This window comes from Pantoea sp. XY16 (assembly GCF_025153065.1).
GTDB classification, from domain to species: domain Bacteria; phylum Pseudomonadota; class Gammaproteobacteria; order Enterobacterales; family Enterobacteriaceae; genus Pantoea; species Pantoea alfalfae.
This window is the reverse complement of sequence record NZ_JANZNP010000019.1, coordinates 56,675-77,797: the sequence shown is the minus strand read 5'-3', so window position 1 is coordinate 77,797 and position 21,123 is coordinate 56,675. Positions and strand designations below refer to the sequence as shown.

Here is a 21,123-nt window from a genome sequence, read left to right as displayed (position 1 = left end):
GCTTTCCTCCTGCAGAGTCAACCTCTATTTCAGAAGTTTTTCTCCGGCGGCGCAGTCTCCTGTGCCTCTCAACCCGTCATCCCGTTGCCGGTGTTCCGTGTCGATGGAGGCGCATTATAGGGAGTTCGCGCGGGCTGACAAGTGTTTATTGCGAAAAGATTATCGTTCGCAGTAATTTTCATCAAATCGCGCTATTTCGCTACGATTTGCCTGGTAACTGTGCAAAATCATTGGCAAAAGTGCGTACCTGCTGCCAGTCCGTGTATTCCACTTCTTTCGTTGAATCTGTCTCACCACCGGTCATACGCATAATCAGCTGAATCATGACGCGATCGAACCAGCGATAGCGGGGATAATAAAGTGCGCCTGCGAACACGGCACAGCAATCGGGCTGCCACGGAGAGTTAGCCAGGAACTTCTGCGTATAGGCGTTGGTTTCAGGCAAACGCTTTTCAGGTTTACGCGCCGTCAGGTTCACCGAAAAGAAACCGCTGGTACGCTGCTGCAACGCCTGAAGGTGAAGCTTTACGAACTTATCGACGACTGGCTGGAAATGGCCGTAGCGGATCGAGGCACCAATCAGCACGCGATCATACTGTGCCCAGTCAGGCAGAGTGGCATCCTGGATGTCCAGTACATCACATGGCTGCTGCTGACGGATCACCTCAGCAATAGAAGAGGCAATCTTCTTTGTTTGTCCGTCGCGAGTGGAATAGAGAATCAGCGCTTTCATGTCAGCATCCTTATTAATTATTCACGCCAGAAAGTAGGCGTGAACAGCACCAGCAAGGTAAATACCTCGAGACGCCCGAACAACATGGTAGAAATAAGAATCCATTTTGCCACGTCATTCATTGAAGTGAAGTTATCAGCCACTACCCCCAGGCCCGGCCCGAGGTTGTTGAGCGTCGCGGCAACGGCAGCAAAAGCCGAGAAGTCATCGACGCCGGTGGCGATGATCGCCAGCATGCTGACCAGGAACACCAGTGCATAAGCCGAGAAGAATCCCCAGACGGCTTCAAGGATACGTTCCGGTAGCGCCCGATTGCCCAGCTTGATGGTATAGACCGCATTGGGATGAACCAGACGTTTAAGCTCACGGTTACCCTGCTTGCACAACAGCAGGATGCGAATCACCTTCAGGCCACCGCCGGTTGAACCGGCACAGCCGCCAATAAAGGCGGAGCACAACAGCAGTACCGGCAGGAACAATGGCCAGCGTGCGATGCTGTCGGTCGTGAATCCCGCCGTTGTCGCCATGGAAACGACCTGGAAGAAGGCCTGATTCAGCGTCTGCCAGCCACTTTCATAGACATTGTGGAACCAGAGAACCAGTGTGCAGATCAATACCAGCGTCAGCTGAACGCCAATAAACATGCGGAATTCCGGGTCGCGCCAGTACACGCGTAAATTACGTCCGCTTAACATGGCAAAGTGCAGGCCATAGTTACAGCCTGAGATCAGCAGAAACACTGCCACGATGGTATTGATAGTGCCACTATGGAAATAGCCGATGCTGGCGTCATGGGTAGAGAAGCCGCCAATGGCGATGGTTGAGAAGCTGTGACCGATAGCATCAAACGCGGGCATGCCCGCCAGCCACAGCGCCAGTGCACAGGCCACCGTCAGCAGGACGTAGATCAGCCAGAGTGTTTTGGCCGTCTCGGCGATACGTGGCCGCATCTTGTTATCTTTTAGCGGACCCGGCATCTCAGCGCGATAGAGCTGCATACCCCCGACGCCGAGAATCGGCAGTATCGCCACCGCTAACACGATGATCCCCATACCGCCCAGCCACTGCAGCATCTGCCGATAGAAGAGGATCGCCTTGGGCAGCGAGTCCAGTCCCACTAGTGTGGTGGCACCGGTCGTTGTCAGGCCAGAGAAAGATTCAAAAAACGCATCCGTTACCGAAAGATGCGGCTGCTCGGCAAAGATAAAGGGCATCGCCCCTACGCTGCCCAGCACCGTCCAGAACAGGACGACAATCAGAAACCCTTCCCGCGGTTTGAGTTCGGTTTTCTTTTTGCGATTCGGCCACCACAGCAGCGAGCCGATCACCAGCGCCATCATAAAGGTCTGGCTAAATGCCCGCCCCGCGCCATCGCGATAAATCAATGCGACCAGGCCGGGCAAAATCATCGTCACTGAAAAGAGGATCACCAGCAGACCGACTATGCGGGTAATGGCGCGAAAGTGCATTCAGCCGTTCCTTTAAATAATAGAGATGAATATCAGGGTGTGAGCGGGATCAGCGATAACGCGCCCCGACTAAAGTCTGACAGATTTTGTTTAAATCCGTCGATCTGTCCGTAAGGGACAGCCAGCGTCAATGCAATGCGATCCTGAAACTGACTGTCGGTCACCTTACCGTCGAAACGCTGAACCAGCCGTTCTATGTCGCTGAGCTGTGAATAGTCACACTGCAGTGTGAACAGCTTCATCGGCACTTTGCGCTGCCGTGACAGCAGCTTAAGCCCCTGCTGGACCCCACCGCCATAGGCTTTCACTAAGCCGCCGGTTCCCAGCATGATGCCGCCATAATAACGCACCACCACGGCGGTAATCTCGCCAATATCTGCGCCCATCAGCTGCGCCAGCATCGGTTTGCCGGCCGTGCCCGAAGGTTCACCATCATCAGAGAAGCCAAGCTGCTGAGAATCATTCGGCGCACCCGCGACCCACGCCCAGCAGTGATGCCGGGCAGTGGGATGCTCGCTTTTAACCTGCTGGACAAACGCGCGCGCCGCTTCTGCACCCTCGGTGTGCGCCAGTAGTGTAATGAAGCGGCTCTTTTTGATCGTCTCCTCACTGCTGCTCAGGGGCACAGCGGGAATATCAAAGGCCTCCATCAGGCCAGATGCAGATCGCGGGTCATGTTCTCAACGCGATGCGCATGGATCATCACGTTGTCTTCGATACGAATCCCGCCATAAGGCCGAAGCGCATCAATGGCCTGCCAGTTAAAGTACTGACTAAAACGGCCTGCACGCAACGGCGCCAGTAATGAGTCAATAATATAGAAGCCCGGCTCGATGGTTAAGACCATGCCCGGTTGCAGCACGCGGGTGCAGCGAAGATAAGGATATTGCGCAGGCGCGGCCAGATGCGTGCCCTGATCATCCTGCATAAAGCCAGCCACGTCATGCACCTGCAGACCCAGCGGATGCCCCAGGCCATGAGGCATAAACGGACCGGTCAGATCTTCAGCCACCAGCGCTTCTTCGCTGATCCCCTGCACCAGCTCAAACTTCAGCAACATCTTCGCAATACGCTGGTGCATCTGAAGATGATAATCGGTGTAGCGCACGCCCGCTTTCAGCGTAGCGATCAGCGCCAGCTCTTCCGCGTTCATTGCCTCAATCATTCTGGCATAGAGCGAACCACTCTGCGCCGCATAGCTGCGGGTCAAATCGGCGGCATAGCCAAGATACTCAGCACCGGCATCAATCAAAAAGCTGTGGCGTTTCGCCGGTGGCTGATGATCCAGCCGGGTATAGTGCAACACGGCAGCGTGTTCATTCAGCGCGATGATATTGCCGTAAGGCACATCGGTGTCGCGATGACCGGTTGCGGTCAGATACGCCTGATTGATATCGAACTCGCTTAAGCCCGCTGCGAACGCCTCTTTCGCTGCGCGATGGCCAGCTACTGCCAGCTTCTGTGCCTGACGCAGACAGGCGAGTTCATAATCGGTTTTGATGCTGCGATGGAAATGCAGAAAGTCGATCACCGCTTTGGGATTGATATTGCCAGAGGCGATACCGAGCTGAGCCGCGCGCGCGTTGACCGGGCCGATATAAGCGACGTTATCGCGCTGTGCGGGCAGCAGTTGCGCAATCTCATCAGCATTTTTCAGGCCAATGACCTCAACATCCGCGGTCCAGAAACTATCCGGCAGCGGTTCGACGTTATGCCAGTAATCCACCGGAGAGTAGAACCACAGTTTCGGTTTGTTCACCCCGTCAATCCACAGCCAGCAGTTAGGCACCTGCGTCACCGGCACCCAGGCCTTGAACTGTGGATTCACCTTGAACGGATAGGTGTGATCATCCAGAAACACCGTCAATAACTCACCGGAATGGATCAGCATCGCATCCAGTTTGTTGCGTGCCAGCACCTGCTGCGCCCGTTGTTGCAAAGTGGCGATATGCGCGTGATACAAGGTCTTCAGTGAATCCATTGACGTCTCTCCAGTGTCGCGAAATGGCCGCAAGTTTAGCATACCCCTTGCGCAGATGCCGATGTCAGCACTGCTGTGATCTTGTTAGCAAATAAGCAAAGAGCCGTTTGCAATTAATTAACATCGCTCCCACACTCACGATCATCTGGTATGACCAGATCACCTTTCGCGGTTTCAGGAGACGCACATGCTCTACCAAGGCGCTAACCTTACTCTTCACTGGCTGGACGATGGCATCGCCGAGCTGGTTTTTGACGCTACAGGCTCGGTCAATAAGCTCGATACGCAAACGGTCGCCAGTCTGGGCGAGGCGATTGCGGTACTGGAACAGCAGCCAGAACTGCGCGGCCTGCTGCTGAGCTCCGCTAAACCTGCTTTTATTGTGGGCGCGGATATCACCGAGTTTCTTTCTCTGTTTGATGCACCCACCGAAAAGCTGAGTCAGTGGTTGAGCTACGCCAACAGCATCTTCAACCGTTTGGAAGATTTACCGGTGCCGACTCTGGCCGCCATTGACGGCTATGCGCTGGGCGGTGGATGTGAATGCGTACTGGCAACCGATCTGCGTATTGCCACTGCGGACGCCCGTATTGGCCTGCCGGAAACAAAACTTGGCATCATGCCCGGCTTTGGGGGCAGCGTGCGACTACCGCGCCTGCTGGGCGCCGACAGTGCGCTGGAAATTATTGCGGCGGGTAAAGATGTTGATGGCAACGCCGCCCTGAAACTCGGCCTGGTCGATGCGGTGGTGTCGCGCGAGAAACTGCGCGAGGCGGGGATCGCGATGCTCAAAGCCGCCGCTACTGATGGCAGCTGGCGGGCGCGCCGGGCACCGAAACTGGCACCGCTGAAACTCAGTCCGATTGAAGCGGCGATGAGCTTCACGATTGCGAAAGCAATGGTGCTGCAGACGGCAGGTAAACACTATCCCGCCCCGCTGATGGCCGTAAAAACGATTGAAGCGGCGGCCAGTCTTGGCCGTGATGATGCGCTGAAACTTGAAACCGCGGCGTTTGTGCCGCTGGCGCAGTCTGATGAAGCCCGCGCCCTGGTCGGCATCTTCCTCAACGACCAGTACGTCAAGAGTCTGGCGAAAAAGCGCGGCAGCGAAAGCGGCGCACCGGCTCAGGCAGCCGTACTGGGCGCGGGCATCATGGGTGGCGGTATCAGCTACCAGTCTGCCTGGAAAGGCGTGCCGGTAAGAATGAAAGACATTAACCCCCAGGCGTTAACCCTGGGGATGAACGAAGCCAGCAAGCTGCTCAATAAGCTGCTGGACCGCGGCAAAATCGACGGCAGTAAACTCGCCAGTGTGATCGCCACTATTCAGCCCACCCTGGATTACGCCGGTTTTGACCAGGCCGATGTGGTGGTGGAAGCCGTAGTAGAGAACCCGCAGATCAAGGCCAAAGTGCTGGCGGAAACCGAACAGCATCTGCGTCAGGATGCGATTCTGGCCTCCAATACCTCAACCATTCCTATCACCCAGCTGGCACAGGCGCTGCAACGCCCGGAAAATTTCTGTGGCATGCACTTCTTCAATCCGGTGCCGCGTATGCCGCTGGTTGAAGTGATTCGTGGCGAGAAAACCAGTGAAGCAACACTGAGTAAAGTCGTGGCATGGGCCAGCAAAATGGGCAAAACACCCATCGTGGTGAATGACTGCCCCGGCTTCTTTGTCAATCGTGTGCTGTTCCCCTACTTCGCGGCTTTCAGCCTGCTGCTGCGCGACGGCGCTGATTTCCGTCAGATTGATAAAGTGATGGAAAAACAGTTCGGCTGGCCGATGGGGCCGTCATGGCTGCTGGATGTGGTGGGCATCGATACCGCACACCACGCGCAAAGCGTCATGGCTGATGGTTTCCCGGATCGTATGAAGCATGACTATCGCGATGCGATCGATCTGCTGTTTGATGCCGGTCGTTTTGGTCAGAAAAATGGCAAAGGCTTCTGGCGCTGGGAAGAGGATAAAAAGGGCAAGCTGAAGAAGGTGCCGGATGCGGAGGTAGATACGCTGCTGCAACAGGTTTGTCAGCCCGCGCGAGCCTTCAGCGATGAAGAGATTCTGAACCGCATGATGCTGCCGATGCTGAATGAGGTGGTGCGCTGCCTGGAAGAGAAGATTATCGCCTCGCCCGCTGAAGCGGACATGGCACTGGTCTATGGCCTCGGTTTCCCACCGTTCCGTGGTGGTGCTTTCCGCTACCTCGATACCCTGGGCAACAGCAATGTGGTCGATCAGGCCCGGCGCTACAGCGCGCTTGGTGGCCTGTATGCCCTGCCTGAGCTGCTGGTGCAGAAAGCCCATCAGCATGAAAGCTGGTATCCCGCCGCCAAACCGATTGATGAAGCCGCGCTGAAAAGCGCCTGAGGGCAAGAAGATGGAAAATGTGGTGATTGTTGATGCGGTGCGCACGCCAATGGGACGTTCAAAAGGCGGCGCCTTTCGGAACGTGCGCGCTGAAGATCTCTCTGCGCACCTGATGCGCGAAATTCTGAGCCGTAACCCGGCGGTGAACCCGACATCCCTCGACGACATTGTCTGGGGCTGCGTACAGCAGACGCTGGAACAGGGATTTAATATCGCACGTAACGCTGCGCTGCTGGCCGAAATCCCGCACTCTGTGCCGGCCACCACCGTTAACCGGCTGTGTGGTTCGTCAATGCAGGCGCTGCACGATGCGGCCCGCGCTATTATGGTCGGCGATGCGCAGTGCTGCCTGATTGGTGGCGTGGAGCATATGGGACACGTGCCGATGAATCACGGCGTGGACTTTCATCCTGGCCTGGGCCGCACCGTTGCCAAAGCCGCAGGCATGATGGGCTTAACTGCCGAGATGCTGGCGCGTATGCATCATATCAGCCGTGAGCAGCAGGATGCGTTTGCCCTGCGTTCGCACCAGCGCGCATGGCAGGCCACCCGACGTGGGGACTTCGCAACGGAGATTGTCGCCACCTGGGGTCACGACAGCGATGGCATTCTTAAGCGCTATGATTGCGATGAGGTGATCCGCGAGGAGACCAGCGCCGAAGGTCTGGCGGCGCTCAAACCGGCCTTCGATCCTGTGAATGGCACCGTCACAGCGGGTACGTCGTCGGCCCTGTCAGATGGCGCGGCCGCCATGCTGATTATGAGTGAATCACGCGCCCGTGAACTGGGGCTGACGCCACGCGCACGTATCCGCAGCATGGCAGTGGTCGGCTGTGATCCGTCGATCATGGGCTACGGACCGGTACCGGCCAGCAAACTGGCATTAAAACGGGCGGGACTGAGCGTCAGTGATATCGACGTGTTTGAGCTGAACGAAGCCTTTGCCGCACAGACCCTGCCCTGCATCAAGGACTTAGGTTTGCTGGAGCAGATGGATGAGAAGGTTAATCTGAATGGCGGCGCGATTGCGTTGGGCCATCCGCTGGGCTGTTCCGGCGCACGCATCAGCACCACATTACTGAACATCATGGAACGCCGCGATGCCCGTTTTGGCCTTGCCACCATGTGCATCGGACTGGGCCAGGGGATCGCAACCGTATTCGAGCGTCTGTAATACGTTGAGTCTTACTTTGTCAGATTTACCCGCCGTTGATCGGCGGGTTTTTTCTGTCTGCTACCAGCTATCAGATAAAGGCAAACGCATCGCCATACATCTGTGATTCCACTGCACCACGCTCGGCACAGAAACGATCGCGGGCAATCTTCGCCATCTCAAAACGTCCGGCGATATAAATCTCATGCTCGCTCAGCGTGCTGAAGTCCTGCATCACTGCGGTCAGTACCGTACCAGAACGACCCTGCCAGCCCGCTTCGGGCTGCTCGACCACCGGGATCACTTTCAGGTTCGGATGCTTGACGGCCAGCGCATCCAGCTCATCCATATCGTACAGGTGCTTAAGCTCACGTCCGCCCCAGTAAATGGCGATGTCGCGCTCTGGCTGTTCCGCCAGCGCGGTGAGCAGAATGGAACGGGCATAGGAGAAACCGGTACCGCCTGCAATCAGGATCAGCGGTTTAGTGCTCTCTTCGCGCAGCCAGGCATCGCCGTGCGGCATATCAACGGTGATCTGGCGATCGTTACGGATGCGATCCATAACGGCCATGGCATAGAGGTTCAGATCGGACGCGCCGATATGCAGCTCGATGATATCTTTTTCCATCGGCGTTGAGGCCAGTGAGAACGGACGCTTGTCGCGCTCATCCATCACTACCATCAGATACTGTCCCGCGCGAAAACTGAATTCCGCTTCAGGGATCAGGCGAACGCGATAGACCGTGTCGGTAATCGCCTCAACTGAAGTTACTTTACAGCTTAACGTTGTCATGCGTTCCCTCTGTCGGGTCGTCTTTATGGTTGTGCTCGCCATCAACGCTGTGGCGGCTGATCAAAAATACCTAGCTCATCCCAGATAGCATCAATGCGCGCGGTGACCGCCGGATCTTTAACGATGGGGGTACCCCATTCGCGCTGCGTTTCACCTGGCCACTTATTGGTCGCATCCATCCCCATTTTCGACCCCAGCCCGGAAACGGGCGAGGCGAAATCGAGATAATCGATCGGGGTATTTTCCACTAATACCGTATCACGGGCCGGATCCATACGCGTGGTAATGGCCCAGATCACGTCGTTCCAGTCACGCGCATTAACATCATCGTCACACACAATAACAAATTTGGTGTACATGAACTGCCGTAAAAACGACCACACGCCAAACATGACACGTTTGGCGTGCCCGGCGTACTGCTTTTTAATCGTTACGACCGCCAGCCGGTATGAGCAACCTTCCGGTGGCAGATAGAAGTCCACGATCTCCGGAAACTGCTTCACCAGGATTGGCACCAGCACTTCATTCAGCGCCACACCCAACACCGCAGGCTCATCCGGCGGACGGCCGGTGTAGGTGGAGTGATAGATAGGCTTATGACGCTGCGTAATATGTGTCACGGTAAACACCGGGAAGCTATCTACTTCATTGTAGTAGCCGGTGTGATCGCCGTAAGGTCCTTCTGGTGCCATATCGCCCGCTTCGATATACCCTTCCAGCACGATTTCAGCACTGGCCGGCACTTCGAGATCGTTCGACAGGCACTTCACCACTTCGGTTTTATTGCCGCGCAGCAACCCGGCAAACGCATATTCTGACAGCGTGTCAGGCACCGGCGTGACGGCACCGAGAATAGTGGCGGGATCGGCACCCAGCGCCACCGAGACCGGAAAACGCTCACCCGGGTGCGCTTTCTTCCACTCCAGATAATCGAGCGCGCCACCACGGTGCGATAGCCAGCGCATAATCAGACGGTTTTTGCCGATCACCTGCTGTCGATAAATGCCCAGATTCTGCCGCTCTTTATGCGGGCCGCGCGTCACGGTCAGTCCCCAGGTAATCAGCGGTGCCGCATCGCCAGGCCAGCACTTCATCACCGGAATGCGGGTCAGATCGACTTCATCGCCGCTGAACACCTCTTCCTGACAGGGTGCATTGCGCAGACGTTTGGTCGGCATGTTCAGGACCTGCTTAAACTGCGGCATCTTATCGAACAGATCGCGGAAGCCTTTTGGCGGCTCCGGCTCTTTCAGGAAGGCCAGCAGTTTACCCACTTCGCGCAGTGCGCTGACCTCCTCCTGGCCCATGCCCATGGCCACGCGCTTTGGTGTGCCGAACAGATTGCACAGCACCGGCATGTCGTACCCTTTCGGGTTTTCAAACAGCAGAGCGGGACCACCGGCACGCAGGGTGCGGTCGGCAATTTCGGTCATTTCCAGTTCAGGATCGATCGACTGGGTAATGCGCTTTAACTCACCGCGCTGTTCGAGCAGCGCGAGAAAGTCTCTTAAATCGTGATATTTCATGCGGCTTTAGCTTTCCGGCCAGAGTGAGTCGGCCATTATAGGTCTGATTACATGGAGATGCTGAGGTTTATATGGCGGCCTCATACGCACTGAAAGGGAACCAGCGGTTGTAACGCACGGGCATCGTGATACCCCTGAATCGGCTCGCCGTGGTGAAACAGTTTAAAATCTTCGTTACGCACGCTGTGATAACGCAGCTGGTTGTCATGCAGGTGCAGAAAACTGCCTTCACGCAGTGCAATGACCGACTCGGCAGGGTTAACTGCACAGAACTCCGCCAGGCGTTCATCGCGGGTTTCGCCCATATGGCCGCTGACGCTGGCATCCAGATAGTGGGGATTGATCTGCACCGGGAAGAGGCCCAGGGCAGGCAACACCACGCTGCTGCGCACCGGCATATCGTTAGTGGTACGGATTGAGGGCGTTGCCACGTTGCAGCCTGCGCTCCAGCCGACATAGGGTACCTGCCGCTCCCGCACCGCGCGCTGAATCACTCCGATCAGACCCTGTTCATGCAGCATCTGATTCAGAAACCATGTGTTGCCACCGCTGACCAAAATCAGATCTGCCTGGGCAATCGCGTCAGCTGGCGAAGCAAATGCCTGAACTCGCTCCACCTGAATTCCAAGAGAAGCACTGAGCTCGGCAGCACGCTGCTGCTGGTCGCCACGAATAATTGCGTAGGGGATCAGTACCGCCGCTCGGATAGCGCGTCGGGCGATCATGGCGTGCAGCTGTGGCTGCGCATAGCCCAGCAGCGCCGCATCATCCGCCAGCTTGCCATTGCTCAACAGAAAGAGTTCCATCAGAGGATCCTTATGCAGATGTGATAGTCATCGAGTCTGATACAGAGCAATAGCAGACGTCAATTACCCATCAATGCTTTTACTGCTATCCGGCATGTTAAGAAAAGTCTCAGTTTATTTTCGCTGCGGGGCGCTTTACCCTGCCCCTGCGCTATAACTCTGGCAGCAGGTTTGCTATTCTTAGCGTCCATTCAATGGGAGCAGTTATGGAATCCTGGTACTTACTCTATTGCAAACGTGGTCAGCTATTGCGCGCGAAGGAGCATCTGGAGCGGCAGGAAGTGCATTGCCTCAGTCCAATGATCGCTCTGGAAAAGATCGTGCGCGGCAAACGCACCACGGTGAGTGAGCCACTGTTTCCAAATTATCTGTTTATCGAATTCGATCCGGAAGCGATTCACACCACGACGATTAGCAGCACACGCGGTGTCAGTCACTTTGTACGCTTCGGCACCACCCCCGCAACCGTGCCGTCAGCGGTGATCGAAGCGCTGGAAACCGATGTTCCGCAAATCCTGCTTGACCCTGAGACACCGCAAAGCGGCGATGAAGTTGTCATCACCGAAGGGACGTTTGAAGGGCTGCGCGCCATTTTTGCCGAGCCGGATGGTGAAACGCGCTCGATTCTGTTACTCAATCTGCTGAACAAGCAGGTAATGCGCAGCGTCGACAATAAGCAGTTCCGTAAGATTTAAGCCAGTCTGAATAACGTCCGCGCATTCTGATCGATGCGGGTCGCCAGCTCTTCGGTATTCTCGCCGCGCCATGTCGCCACCTGATGCACAATATGCGGTAAAAAGCAGGGTTCGTTCCGGCGTGAGGTCGGACGCGGGCGCATGTCGCGCGGCAGCAGATAAGGCGCATCGGTTTCCAGCAGCAGGCGGTCAGCCGGGATCAGTGGCAGCAACTCGCGCAGTTCCAGACCACGACGTTCATCGCAAACCCAGCCCGTAATCCCCACCGATAATCCCATTGCCAGACAGGCTTCCAGCTCGTCACGCGTGCCGGTAAAGCAGTGGATGACTGCACCCGGCAGTTTTGGCAACCAGGGTTCAAGTACCGCCGTGAAACGCGCATGGGCTTCACGGCAGTGCAAAAACACCGGCATATTGAGTTCTGCCGCCAGCGCCAGCTGCGCGTCAAACGCATACTCCTGCTGCCCATGAGCCGACAGGTTGCGGTTGAAATCAAGTCCGCACTCACCAATAGCCACCACTTCCGGTTTTTCAGCCAGGCGACGCAGGGTGCTGGCGATTTCCGAGGACCATTCGCTGGCATGGTGAGGGTGAACGCCTGCAGTAGACCAGCAGAAGCCGGGTTGAGCTTCAGCCAGTCGCTGAGCCTGCTGGCTCTCCAGCGCGTTAGTGCCGGTAATAAGCATGCCGGTGACGCCCGCATCACGCGCGCGTTTAACCACCTTTTGCCGGTCGGAGGCGAATTGCGTGCTGGTCAGGTTTACACCGATATCAAACATAATATTTCCCACTGTTTATAAACAAAAACCGCCCATCAGGGCGGTTTGGAGTGAACGCTTCCCGCCAGTGCGGGTAAGGCTGTCAGCATCAGGCGTCAGTGTTCTCTTCCTCATCCTGTAAGCGTCGGCCTTTACCCACGTAGTACCGGGAAAAGAATACGCCGACTTCAAACAGGCAGTACATCGGAATAGCGAGCAAAGTTTGGGAAAAAACATCCGGCGGTGTGAGCAACATCCCGACCACGAAGGCGCCCACCAGAATATAGGGGCGTTTCTTCTTCAACTCTTCCGGACTGGTGATCCCGGTCCAGCACAGCAACACAATCGCTACCGGCACTTCAAACGCCACGCCAAATGCCATAAACAGCGTCATGACAAAATCGAGGTACTTAGAGATATCCGTTGCGACGGTGACGCCAATCGGTGCGGTCTTGGTGAAAAAACCAAATGCCAGCGGGAAGACCACGAAATAGGCAAAGGCTACGCCGAAGTAGAACAGGAAGGTGCTGGAAAAGAGCAGCGGCATTACCAGCCTGCGCTCATGACGGTAGAGCGCAGGGGCGACAAAGGCCCAGACCTGATAAAGGATCACCGGCACCGCGAGAAACACCGATACAATAATGGTCAGCTTAATCGGGGTGAAAAACGGTGAGGCCACATCGGTCGCGATCATGCTGGACCCGACCGGCATCTGACTGATCAGCGGTGCGGCGACCAGCTGGTAGATGTCGTTGGCGAAGTAAACCAGCATCAGGAAGATCGCCAGTACGGCGATGATGCAATTCAGCAGGCGCTTACGCAGCTCAATCAGATGGCTGATGAGCGGTTGGGTATCTTCAACGGCCATTATCGTTCATCACTTGCAGAAGAGGAGGGTACGGAATGACGCGCAGCATCAGTCGGTCTGGCGGCATCACCTGCGGGTGCCTGTGCCGGTGCACTCGCCGCGGTGGCGGGCGCGGCAGAGGATTGCACAGCCGGAGCTGATGAAACTGCTGACGAAACCTGTGCCGGAGACGTGGCGACTGCAGCAGGTGCAGCGGAAGGTTGCACCGCCGGGCCTGATGCTGATGACGGACTCTGTGCCGCGGCACTGGCCTGATGCGCTGCTGATGCAGGCGTCACCGAAGACTCAGCGACAGCAGGCTCAGATGCCGGCACTGCAGCAGAAGCCGCATGAGGCGCGGGCCTGTGCTGAGCCGAATGGATGGTGTTCGCCTCGTCTTCTTCTTTTTCAATGTCGATGCTCTGGCTGACCGAGCGCTTCATTGAATCCGCCGTTTTACGCAGCTCTTCCATCGACTCTTTCAGCTCAGGGGAGAGCGTGCCGCGGCCCGCTTCTTCCACCTTTTTCAGGCTCTCCTGCAATTCCTGCAGCTTGAGCTCCTGCGCCAGTTCATGTTGTACATTGGCTGCCAGCGAGCGAATCGCCCTGATCCAGCCGACCACGGTTTTCACCGCGACCGGTAAACGTTGCGGGCCGAGAACAATCAGCCCGATAACGAACACCAATACCAGTTCACTAAAACCAATATCGAACACGGTTTACACCTGCTTGTCGTTCTTGGCGTCTTCTTTGTTAGCCGAAGTTTGCTGTTTGTCCGCCAGTGTTTTGGCCGCGAAGTCAGCGTCCTGCTCTTTCGGTTGATCCTTTTTGTCATCCTCATCACTCATGGCTTTTTTGAAGCCACGAATCGAAGAACCTAAATCTGAACCCAGATTACGTAATTTGTTGGTACCGAACAGAAGAACAACAATCACGGCAATGATTAACAATTGCCAGATACTGATACCGCCCATGAGATAGCCTCTAATATTCTGTGAAAACGATAAGGTAATGCAGGACAGAGTGCCCTTTTTAACCGGGCTTTAGCCAGCGACATTACCTTTTTTTAAACAGACGTGACAATCAGTTTGTCTTACGCCAGCCGATTAACCAGGAGACGATTCCCGCTGCCATCAGTACCGCCGGGAAGAAGTCCCAGTCCGGTCGGGTGAGCAGCACCGCCGTTCCACTTAACAGCAACGTTGCACCGACACCAAACAGGTATCGCGCCTGATGGTGACGGACGCGTTGCGCATTCATGTCGCCCACTAACTTATCGACGCTGTGCCGTAAGAGTTTGTGCTGGCGCATGCTGTCGTAAAAGAGTTCTGGCAACTCAGGTAACTTTTCAGCCCAGAATGGCGCTTTTTCTTTGACCGCACGAATAATAGCGGGCAAACCGACCTGATCCTTAATCCACTCTTCCAGGAACGGCTTAGCTGTCTTCCACAGGTCGAGCTGCGGATAGAGCTGACGACCAATACCTTCCACATAGAGCAGAGTTTTTTGCAGTAATACCAGTTGCGGCTGCACTTCCATATTAAAGCGACGTGCGGTGTTAAACAGGTTCAGCAGCACATGGCCGAAGGAGATCTCAGCCAGCGGTTTTTCAAAAATCGGTTCACAAACCGTACGGATCGCAAACTCGAAATCTTCAACATTGGTATCGGGCGGCACCCAGCCTGAGTCAACGTGCAACTCTGCGACCTTACGGTAGTCACGGTTGAAGAAAGCGATGAAGTTTTCCGCCAGATAACGCTTATCTTCTTTGTTCAGCGACCCCACGATACCGCAGTCGATACCGATATATTGCGGGTCTTCAGGATGCTCATAGCTGACAAAAATGTTGCCCGGATGCATATCCGCATGGAAGAAGCTGTCGCGGAAGACCTGGGTGAAGAAGACCTGCACACCACGCTCTGCCAGCAGCTTCATGTTCACGCCATGACGCTCCAGTGTGGCAACGTCTGAAATCGGAATGCCGTAGATGCGCTCCATCACCATCATGGTTTCGCTACAGTAATCTGAATAGACTTCCGGCACATAGAGCATGCGGCTATCTTCAAAGTTCCGGCGCAGCTGAATAGCGTTAGCGGCTTCGCGTAACAGATTCAGTTCATCAAGCAGGGTTTTCTCATAATCGCGCACCACCTCGACCGGACGCAGACGACGGCCATCCGGCAGCAGACGCGGAACCCAGCGTGCCAGCCGATAGATCAGCTTCATGTCCGCTCGGATCACCGGCAAAATATCGGGGCGAATCACCTTGATGACCACTTTCTTACCGGTCGATTTCAGCGTGGCGGTGTGTACCTGCGCAATGGATGCCGATGCCAGTGGCTTGATATCAAAATCATCAAACCAGGTTTCAATCGGCGCGCCCATTGAGGCTTCAATCTGCGCTTTGGCTTTGACGCCATCGAACGGCGCAACGCGGTCCTGCAGGATCGCCAGTTGATCGGCGATCAGCGGCGGGAAAAGATCACGACGCGTCGACAGCATCTGGCCAAACTTGATCCAGACCGGCCCAAGTTGCTCCATCGCCATGCGCATACGTGCACCGATCAGTTCCTGCTGATGCAGATTCGGGATCCAGAAAACCGAACGACGCCACAGGCGAAACAGGAAAGTGAGGCGTGTCTGAGGAATCAGTTCATCAAGGCCATAGGTCAGAAAGACCTTCATGATCAGATATAAACGGCGGATCTCTCCAAAACTCATTTTGCCTCCAGCTGCGCCAGACGCGCATCAAGCGCCTCAAGCGAACGTTCCATCGCGTCGACCTCCTCAGAAAACCAGGCTAACTCCAGCGAGCCAGGCGCAACACGCCACTCTTCGGTAATGGCCTGTCCGAGATAATCCTGGCGACGCTGCACTTCACCTTTGAAAAAGCGAAATGCCTGTTGTGAGCGCTGACTGATACCCTGAGCGGCGATATCACCGACCCAGGGAGCCAGATATTCTGCCGGATCCAGCTCAGCCAGATCCATTAGCGCAGAGAACTGCTGCACCACCTGCAGGTCACCTTCAACCTGCAGCTCACCGCTGCGGATGAGCGGCGTCAGCTGCTGGCGATCGCGCAGCTTTGGCAGCGTTTTCAGCGAAGTAATCACCGTGCAGTCACTGCGATCCTGCCAGTCCGCGAGTACGTCCAGTCGCTGCTCACTGAAAACCAGCACCAGCGGATGCGAAAACTCACTCAGGCGCAGCGTCAGCACTTTGCCATTCAGGCGTTGCCGCGCCGCTTTCAGGCCACGATCGCGATAGAGAATACGGTTCAGCGCCGTTTCCAGTCCTGCGGTAATCAAGGGCGTCAGGTTCATTACCATCTCACTCAGAACTTAAATCCACGATGCAACGCAACAATGCCGCCGGTCATATTGGAGTAAGTGGTATTTTCAAAACCGACATCGTTCATCATCGCTTTCAGGGTCTCCTGATCGGGATGCATGCGGATTGATTCGGCCAGATAGCGATAGCTCTCTGCATCCTGCGCCACCAGCTGTCCGATGCGCGGCAGAATGTGGAACGAGTAGGCGTCATACGCTTTGCTCAGCGGATCCAGAACAGGCTTAGAGAACTCCAGCACCAGCAGGCGTCCGCCCGGCTTAAGGACACGGAACATGGAGGCCAGCGCCTTCTCTTTTTCCGTAACGTTGCGCAGACCAAAGGAGATAGTGATGCAGTCGAAATAGTTATCAGGGAAAGGCAGAGCTTCTGCGTTGGCCTGGACGTAACTTACGTTGCCCACCACGCCCTGATTGCGCAGTTTCTCGCGGCCCATCTTCAGCATGGAGCTGTTGATATCCGCCAGGACAACCTGACCGGTTTCGCCCACCAGGCGAGAGAATTTGGCGGTGAGATCGCCGGTACCCCCCGCCAGATCTAACACGCGCTGACCGCGACGTACGCCGCTGCTGTCAATGGTAAAACGCTTCCAGATACGATGGACGCCAAACGACATCAAATCGTTCATCAGGTCATATTTTGCTGCTACGGAGTGAAATACATCCGCGACTTTGTCAGCTTTTTCGCTTTTGGCGACCGTCTGAAAGCCAAAATGGGTAGTTTCCTGCTGTGATTCATCTGCCATCGGTTTTACCTGCTCCACAAACAATACTTCCCGAAGTGTATCAGAGTCACGGAAGTCAGGCACGCTGCGCCCATACTATTCGTGGAGGCGCCTCACACGCCTCTCACTCTCATCCGCATCCCTGTCGTCATCTGCATCGTCAGCGGCCCGGTTTTCCGGCATGGCCCGTTCGGCCAGCTGAGGATTAATGGGTCGTTTGATCTCAACGCCCAGCGCACGAAATCCTTCCGTCTGCGCAATCAGGTTGCCGCGCCCTTCTGCCAGCTTTTTCATCGCCTCGCGATAGCTGTTCTGCGCCTTATCCAGGCTGTGACCAATGCCGCTCATGTCATCGACAAACAGTCGCATCTTGTCATAGAGGCGCGTAGCCCGGTCAGCAATACGCTGCGCATTACGGCTCTGATGCTCATAGCGCCAGAGATTGTTAATAGTACGCAGCGCCACCAGCAGCGTGGTGGGACTGACCAGCATAATGTTCTGCTGCAGCGCCTCGCCAATCAGCTCAGGCTGGCGGTCAATCGCCAGCAAAAAGGCCGGCTCGACCGGAATGAACATCAACACATAATCCAGCGACCGTAAACCGGGCAATTGTTGATAATCTTTTCGTCCCAGCAGGCGAATGTGCGCCCGCATGGCGCTGACATGCTCCTGGATCGCCTGCTCACGTTCGATCTCATCATCCGCATTGAAGTAGCGTTCATAGGCCACCAGCGTCATTTTGGCGTCCACCACGACATCTTTGCCCTGCGGCAGACGCACAATGACATCCGGTTGCATCCGGCCCTGCTGTTCTGACTGGATGCTGACCTGAGTTTCATATTCGTAGCCTTCACGCAGCCCGGAGGCCTCCAGTACACGGCTCAGCACCACTTCACCCCAGTTACCCTGGATTTTATTGTCGCCCTTGAGCGCTTTGGTCAGGTTAAGCGCCTCCTGTGCCATCTGCGCATTCAGCTGCTGTAACTGCCGGATTTCATGAGTCAGGGTGTGCCGTTCACGCGCTTCTGCCCCAAAGCTTTCATGCACCTGACGGCGAAAGCCATCCAGCTGTTCACGCAGCGGGCCAATCAGCCCGTCCAGACTCTGACGGTTCTGTTCATCGACACGACGGCCGCTGTTTTCGAAAATACGGTTGGCGAGGTTTTCAAACTGGGCGCTGAGGCGTTGTTCGCTGTTGGTCAGCAGGCGCTGTTTCTCTTCAGCCGCGAAACGTGTCTCTTCAAGGCGGATGGTCACTTCGCGCAGCTCCGCTTCCTGTGCGCTGTTAACCTCCAGCTGATTGCGCAGTTCACGATTAAGCTGTTCGCTTTCATTGCGCCAGTAATCGAGCTGTTGCAGGCGCTCATTGGCCCCGCTCAGCGCGCCATGAAGCTGACGCAGTTCCTGCTCACGCTGCTGCGTCTGCTGCTGAAGCTGTTCGATCTGCTGCTGCTGGCGCTGTTGCGCCTCTTCCTGCAGACGGCGCTCGGTCTGAAAACTGGCGACCTGATGGCCGGCACGTAACTGTGCCAGCATCCAGCCAATCCCCAACCCGGCAAGCGCCAGACAGGCGCTGATAATGATGTGCTGATCCATGATTTCCCCGCGACTCAGGCTGCTGAGGAAAAAGGTAGAGTCGCACTGTATGAATGTCCAGATAAATTTACCGGCATTCAGCGCCTTACAGGGCCGCTACCGTCAGCTTTCCAGCCTGCCACTCATCAATCAGGAAGAATGGCATCGGCAAAAGCCACTCGCCGTTTTTGACCTGCGCCAGATAATGCCAGGTTGTCTCGCCAGAAGTGATCGCGACGCGCTGTCTGCTCCCTTCAGGAGCGCTGGATTTACCGGTCATACTGGCAAAGCCGGCATTGCTGCCTACGTGGAAATGCGGCGTCTGCCAGCGCACGGGCGCATGATCAGGCCACGCCTGGGCCTGATGAAAGTTGAACAGTTCATCATGGCTCAGGAGGCTTTCACGCACTGTGGGCCATAACGCCACTTTGAGGAAATATTGATCGGTGAAGCGCTGGCTGCCCTGATACTGTGCAATGAAATCACGCATCGCCTGCTCCACATTCCGGAAAACACCGTGACAGCCGCCCCACATCCCTGCCAGCAGCAGTTCGGTATGGGAGAAGTAGTCACGCATATGGTGGAACCAGTAAGGCGATGCCAGCCAGGCGTTAACCGCCGCCGCTTCGCGCTCTGAAAGCAGCGAGTCGGCATCGCGCACGATAAAACGCTTCACGTCAGGATCGTCGAGCACCAGAAAACGCCACAGGGTCGGAAACAGGGTTTTCTCGTGGGACATATCGATCAGCTGGACGTGCGGCTGGTCAAGGCGCTGCCAGACATGCTGCGGCACGCTGTCATCGAGATAGATGCGGCAGACCCAGCCGGGATAGAGTTCAGGCGCCACTTCAACGTTTTTGATTAAGGTTTCACAGTAGCGCGGCTGATCGCCATACAGGCAGAAGGCGATGACATTCTGATGTGGCTGGCTGAGATCGACAGGCTCAGGTTGCGGAGCAGGAAACGCGGCACGCTGTCCCTGACTGAAACGCGCATCAGAGCGCATTAGCGATGTCAGACCAAAACGTGCCACCTCTTCCTTTTTACCCAGCCAGCCGCACACTTCGGTTAAGCCATCCAGCCAGGTTTCAGAGGCGGTAGCCTGCACAGCGGGCGGTGACTGATAAATCTTCTGGTAGATTTTGTACGATTTATTGTACTGACCCAGACGCAGCAGGCAGAGCGCGTAGTCGCTCAGCACCTGCATCTGATTGGGCATGGAGCGCAGGACTTCTTCGCAGCACTGAGCAGCCAGCGCGTGGTTACCCTGCTGCATGGCGGCGCGAAAACGTTCGGCGCTGCGTTCCAGACGGGCATTGATTGCCGCAGGATTAGCGCCAGGGACAGGACGTCGGACAGGAATCGTATTGCGCATAAACACTCTCAGGTTTCACTGATGTTACGCGCCGTTAACTACCGGCAACAGGTTTTGAGTCTGGACAAAAAACCTGTTGCCCGACGCGGTCATTATAATAAACGACGCGCCGCTTCGACCACAATCTTCACTGCGTCACTTTCTGTCTGCTTCATGGTGACCGCATCCGGAATCTCTTTCTGAGTACGGTTCACAATCACGCCCGCGACCATGCCGGCCCGCAGACCCTGGCTGGCGCACATGGTTAACAGCGTTGCAGATTCCATCTCATAGTTAAGCACGCCCATCTCCTGCCACTCTTTCATCGATCCTTTGAAACGACTGACGACACGGCCTGAAACAGTGTCGTAGCGCTCCTGGCCCGGATAGAAGGTGTCAGAAGAGGCGGTGATGCCAATGTGGGTTTTCGCGCCACAGGCTTCAGCGGCGGCAACCAGTGCGGTGGTGCAGGCGAAGTCAGCGACAGCCGGGAATTCCATCGGGGCAAAATGCAGGCTTGCTCCGTCCAGGCGAACGGACGCGGTGGTCACCAGCACATCGCCGACGTTAATGTGTGGCTGGATAGCACCTGTGGTACCGACTCGCAGGAAGGTACGCACGCCAAGCTGCGCCAGCTCTTCGACCGCAATCGATGTAGAAGGACCGCCGATGCCCGTTGAGCAGACAATGACCGGCTTGCCATCAAGTTTAGCCAGCCAGGAGGTAAATTCACGATGTGAGGCGAGATGCGTGGCATCTTCCATCAGTCCGGCAATTTTCTTCACACGCTCCGGGTCACCCGGCACAATCGCCAGGGTCGCGCCCTGCAGATCGGCTTTTGTCAGGCCAAGATGGAAAACGTCAGACTGTGTCATTTTCAGACTCCTGTTAAGGGAAGGTAGCGCGCCACTCTACGCCAGCACGCCCGATAAATATGTGACAAAATTCACTTAAGAAAATGAAAGTTACATTTCCCGGAACATAAAATGT

Annotated in this window: 20 protein-coding genes; 3 read left to right on the top strand and 17 right to left on the bottom strand. The window is 55.9% G+C overall.

All coding sequences use genetic code 11. The features are described 5' to 3' along the window. Positions 1 to 199: 199 nt before the first annotated feature. From hemG to pepQ, 4 genes are read right to left on the bottom strand one after another with little or no spacing between them, the layout of a single operon-like run. Entirely contained in the window at positions 200 to 733 is a 534-nt protein-coding gene (hemG, locus tag N1689_RS21455) for a menaquinone-dependent protoporphyrinogen IX dehydrogenase (RefSeq protein WP_253420707.1), read from the bottom strand. Between the two features lie 17 nt (positions 734 to 750). Next, positions 751 to 2,202, bottom strand: coding sequence for a Trk system potassium transporter TrkH (trkH, locus tag N1689_RS21450; RefSeq protein ID WP_161733953.1), 1,452 nt, complete (start codon positions 2,200 to 2,202; stop codon positions 751 to 753). A gap of 32 nt (positions 2,203 to 2,234) precedes the next feature. Beyond that, the gene (locus N1689_RS21445) at positions 2,235 to 2,852 is read right to left on the bottom strand and encodes an IMPACT family protein (protein ID WP_260060184.1); all 618 of its coding nucleotides are present in this window, start codon (positions 2,850 to 2,852) and stop codon (positions 2,235 to 2,237) included. Further along, positions 2,852 to 4,183 (bottom strand): Xaa-Pro dipeptidase, encoded by a 1,332-nt coding sequence (gene pepQ / locus N1689_RS21440; protein ID WP_260060183.1) that lies wholly within the window; start codon positions 4,181 to 4,183, stop codon positions 2,852 to 2,854. The genes N1689_RS21445 and pepQ overlap by 1 nt, the downstream gene beginning before the upstream one ends. 187 nt (positions 4,184 to 4,370) lie before the next feature. Between pepQ and fadB the strand changes: the two genes are divergently transcribed. Both fadB and fadA read left to right on the top strand, forming a co-directional pair. Then, a complete protein-coding gene (gene fadB, locus N1689_RS21435; RefSeq protein ID WP_161733947.1) occupies positions 4,371 to 6,554 on the top strand; it encodes a fatty acid oxidation complex subunit alpha FadB in 2,184 nt (727 codons plus the stop codon). A 10-nt stretch (positions 6,555 to 6,564) separates the two neighbouring features. After that, positions 6,565 to 7,728 (top strand): acetyl-CoA C-acyltransferase FadA, encoded by a 1,164-nt coding sequence (gene fadA, locus N1689_RS21430; protein WP_161733945.1) that lies wholly within the window; start codon positions 6,565 to 6,567, stop codon positions 7,726 to 7,728. 70 nt (positions 7,729 to 7,798) lie between these two features. Here fadA and fre read toward each other — a convergent pair whose 3' ends face one another. The 3 genes from fre to pepE form a co-directional block, all read right to left on the bottom strand. Next, positions 7,799 to 8,500 carry an NAD(P)H-flavin reductase gene (gene fre, locus N1689_RS21425; protein ID WP_008926461.1) on the bottom strand — a complete coding sequence of 234 codons (702 nt, stop codon included), beginning with the start codon at positions 8,498 to 8,500 and terminating at the stop codon, positions 7,799 to 7,801. Positions 8,501 to 8,541: 41 nt separating this feature from the next. Next, entirely contained in the window at positions 8,542 to 10,026 is a 1,485-nt protein-coding gene (ubiD, locus tag N1689_RS21420) for a 4-hydroxy-3-polyprenylbenzoate decarboxylase (RefSeq protein ID WP_161733943.1), read from the bottom strand. 80 nt (positions 10,027 to 10,106) lie between these two features. Further along, positions 10,107 to 10,832, bottom strand: coding sequence for a dipeptidase PepE (gene pepE, locus N1689_RS21415; RefSeq protein ID WP_260060182.1), 726 nt, complete (start codon positions 10,830 to 10,832; stop codon positions 10,107 to 10,109). A gap of 206 nt (positions 10,833 to 11,038) precedes the next feature. Between pepE and rfaH the strand changes: the two genes are divergently transcribed. After that, complete coding sequence (gene rfaH / locus N1689_RS21410) at positions 11,039 to 11,527, top strand: transcription/translation regulatory transformer protein RfaH (RefSeq protein WP_033734838.1); 489 nt, start codon at positions 11,039 to 11,041, stop codon at positions 11,525 to 11,527. Here rfaH and tatD read toward each other — a convergent pair. From tatD to udp, 10 genes are all read right to left on the bottom strand, one after another. Continuing rightward, complete coding sequence (gene tatD / locus N1689_RS21405) at positions 11,524 to 12,306, bottom strand: 3'-5' ssDNA/RNA exonuclease TatD (RefSeq protein WP_260060181.1); 783 nt, start codon at positions 12,304 to 12,306, stop codon at positions 11,524 to 11,526. The two genes, rfaH and tatD, sit on opposite strands and share 4 nt — an antisense overlap. 88 nt (positions 12,307 to 12,394) lie before the next feature. Continuing rightward, on the bottom strand, positions 12,395 to 13,153 hold the full coding sequence (gene tatC, locus N1689_RS21400) for a Sec-independent protein translocase subunit TatC (protein ID WP_161733937.1): 759 nt from the start codon (positions 13,151 to 13,153) through the stop codon (positions 12,395 to 12,397). Further along, entirely contained in the window at positions 13,153 to 13,848 is a 696-nt protein-coding gene (gene tatB / locus N1689_RS21395) for a Sec-independent protein translocase protein TatB (RefSeq protein WP_161733935.1), read from the bottom strand. The genes tatC and tatB overlap by 1 nt, the downstream gene beginning before the upstream one ends. A gap of 3 nt (positions 13,849 to 13,851) precedes the next feature. Continuing rightward, positions 13,852 to 14,106, bottom strand: coding sequence for a Sec-independent protein translocase subunit TatA (tatA, locus tag N1689_RS21390; protein ID WP_150013208.1), 255 nt, complete (start codon positions 14,104 to 14,106; stop codon positions 13,852 to 13,854). A gap of 109 nt (positions 14,107 to 14,215) precedes the next feature. Then, complete coding sequence (gene ubiB, locus N1689_RS21385) at positions 14,216 to 15,853, bottom strand: ubiquinone biosynthesis regulatory protein kinase UbiB (RefSeq protein ID WP_150013210.1); 1,638 nt, start codon at positions 15,851 to 15,853, stop codon at positions 14,216 to 14,218. Next, positions 15,850 to 16,455 (bottom strand): SCP2 domain-containing protein, encoded by a 606-nt coding sequence (locus N1689_RS21380; RefSeq protein WP_253420692.1) that lies wholly within the window; start codon positions 16,453 to 16,455, stop codon positions 15,850 to 15,852. Before N1689_RS21380 ends, ubiB begins: the two co-directional genes overlap by 4 nt. An 11-nt stretch (positions 16,456 to 16,466) precedes the next feature. Further along, positions 16,467 to 17,225, bottom strand: coding sequence for a bifunctional demethylmenaquinone methyltransferase/2-methoxy-6-polyprenyl-1,4-benzoquinol methylase UbiE (gene ubiE / locus N1689_RS21375; RefSeq protein ID WP_008926452.1), 759 nt, complete (start codon positions 17,223 to 17,225; stop codon positions 16,467 to 16,469). Positions 17,226 to 17,300: 75 nt separating this feature from the next. Next, positions 17,301 to 18,800, bottom strand: a complete 1,500-nt coding sequence (gene rmuC, locus N1689_RS21370) for a DNA recombination protein RmuC (protein WP_222924745.1) — start codon at positions 18,798 to 18,800, stop codon at positions 17,301 to 17,303. An 85-nt stretch (positions 18,801 to 18,885) separates the two neighbouring features. Beyond that, the gene (locus N1689_RS21365) at positions 18,886 to 20,154 is read right to left on the bottom strand and encodes a tetratricopeptide repeat protein (protein WP_260060179.1); all 1,269 of its coding nucleotides are present in this window, start codon (positions 20,152 to 20,154) and stop codon (positions 18,886 to 18,888) included. Between the two features lie 92 nt (positions 20,155 to 20,246). Further along, positions 20,247 to 21,008, bottom strand: a complete 762-nt coding sequence (udp, locus tag N1689_RS21360; RefSeq protein WP_161733927.1) for a uridine phosphorylase — start codon at positions 21,006 to 21,008, stop codon at positions 20,247 to 20,249. Positions 21,009 to 21,123 lie beyond the last annotated feature (115 nt).

Excerpts from the sequence above, each read along its gene's own strand:
- hemG (WP_253420707.1), bottom strand. The coding sequence starts at position 733 with ATGAAAGCGCTGATTCTCTATTCCACTCGCGACGGACAAACAAAGAAG.
- trkH (WP_161733953.1), bottom strand. The coding sequence starts at position 2,202 with ATGCACTTTCGCGCCATTACCCGCATAGTCGGTCTGCTGGTGATCCTC.
- N1689_RS21445 (WP_260060184.1), bottom strand. The coding sequence starts at position 2,852 with ATGGAGGCCTTTGATATTCCCGCTGTGCCCCTGAGCAGCAGTGAGGAG.
- pepQ (WP_260060183.1), bottom strand. The coding sequence starts at position 4,183 with ATGGATTCACTGAAGACCTTGTATCACGCGCATATCGCCACTTTGCAA.
- fadB (WP_161733947.1), top strand. The coding sequence starts at position 4,371 with ATGCTCTACCAAGGCGCTAACCTTACTCTTCACTGGCTGGACGATGGC.
- fadA (WP_161733945.1), top strand. The coding sequence starts at position 6,565 with ATGGAAAATGTGGTGATTGTTGATGCGGTGCGCACGCCAATGGGACGT.
- fre (WP_008926461.1), bottom strand. The coding sequence starts at position 8,500 with ATGACAACGTTAAGCTGTAAAGTAACTTCAGTTGAGGCGATTACCGAC.
- ubiD (WP_161733943.1), bottom strand. The coding sequence starts at position 10,026 with ATGAAATATCACGATTTAAGAGACTTTCTCGCGCTGCTCGAACAGCGC.
- pepE (WP_260060182.1), bottom strand. The coding sequence starts at position 10,832 with ATGGAACTCTTTCTGTTGAGCAATGGCAAGCTGGCGGATGATGCGGCG.
- rfaH (WP_033734838.1), top strand. The coding sequence starts at position 11,039 with ATGGAATCCTGGTACTTACTCTATTGCAAACGTGGTCAGCTATTGCGC.
- tatD (WP_260060181.1), bottom strand. The coding sequence starts at position 12,306 with ATGTTTGATATCGGTGTAAACCTGACCAGCACGCAATTCGCCTCCGAC.
- tatC (WP_161733937.1), bottom strand. The coding sequence starts at position 13,153 with ATGGCCGTTGAAGATACCCAACCGCTCATCAGCCATCTGATTGAGCTG.
- tatA (WP_150013208.1), bottom strand. The coding sequence starts at position 14,106 with ATGGGCGGTATCAGTATCTGGCAATTGTTAATCATTGCCGTGATTGTT.
- ubiB (WP_150013210.1), bottom strand. The coding sequence starts at position 15,853 with ATGAGTTTTGGAGAGATCCGCCGTTTATATCTGATCATGAAGGTCTTT.
- N1689_RS21380 (WP_253420692.1), bottom strand. The coding sequence starts at position 16,455 with ATGAACCTGACGCCCTTGATTACCGCAGGACTGGAAACGGCGCTGAAC.
- ubiE (WP_008926452.1), bottom strand. The coding sequence starts at position 17,225 with ATGGCAGATGAATCACAGCAGGAAACTACCCATTTTGGCTTTCAGACG.
- rmuC (WP_222924745.1), bottom strand. The coding sequence starts at position 18,800 with ATGGATCAGCACATCATTATCAGCGCCTGTCTGGCGCTTGCCGGGTTG.
- N1689_RS21365 (WP_260060179.1), bottom strand. The coding sequence starts at position 20,154 with ATGCGCAATACGATTCCTGTCCGACGTCCTGTCCCTGGCGCTAATCCT.
- udp (WP_161733927.1), bottom strand. The coding sequence starts at position 21,008 with ATGACACAGTCTGACGTTTTCCATCTTGGCCTGACAAAAGCCGATCTG.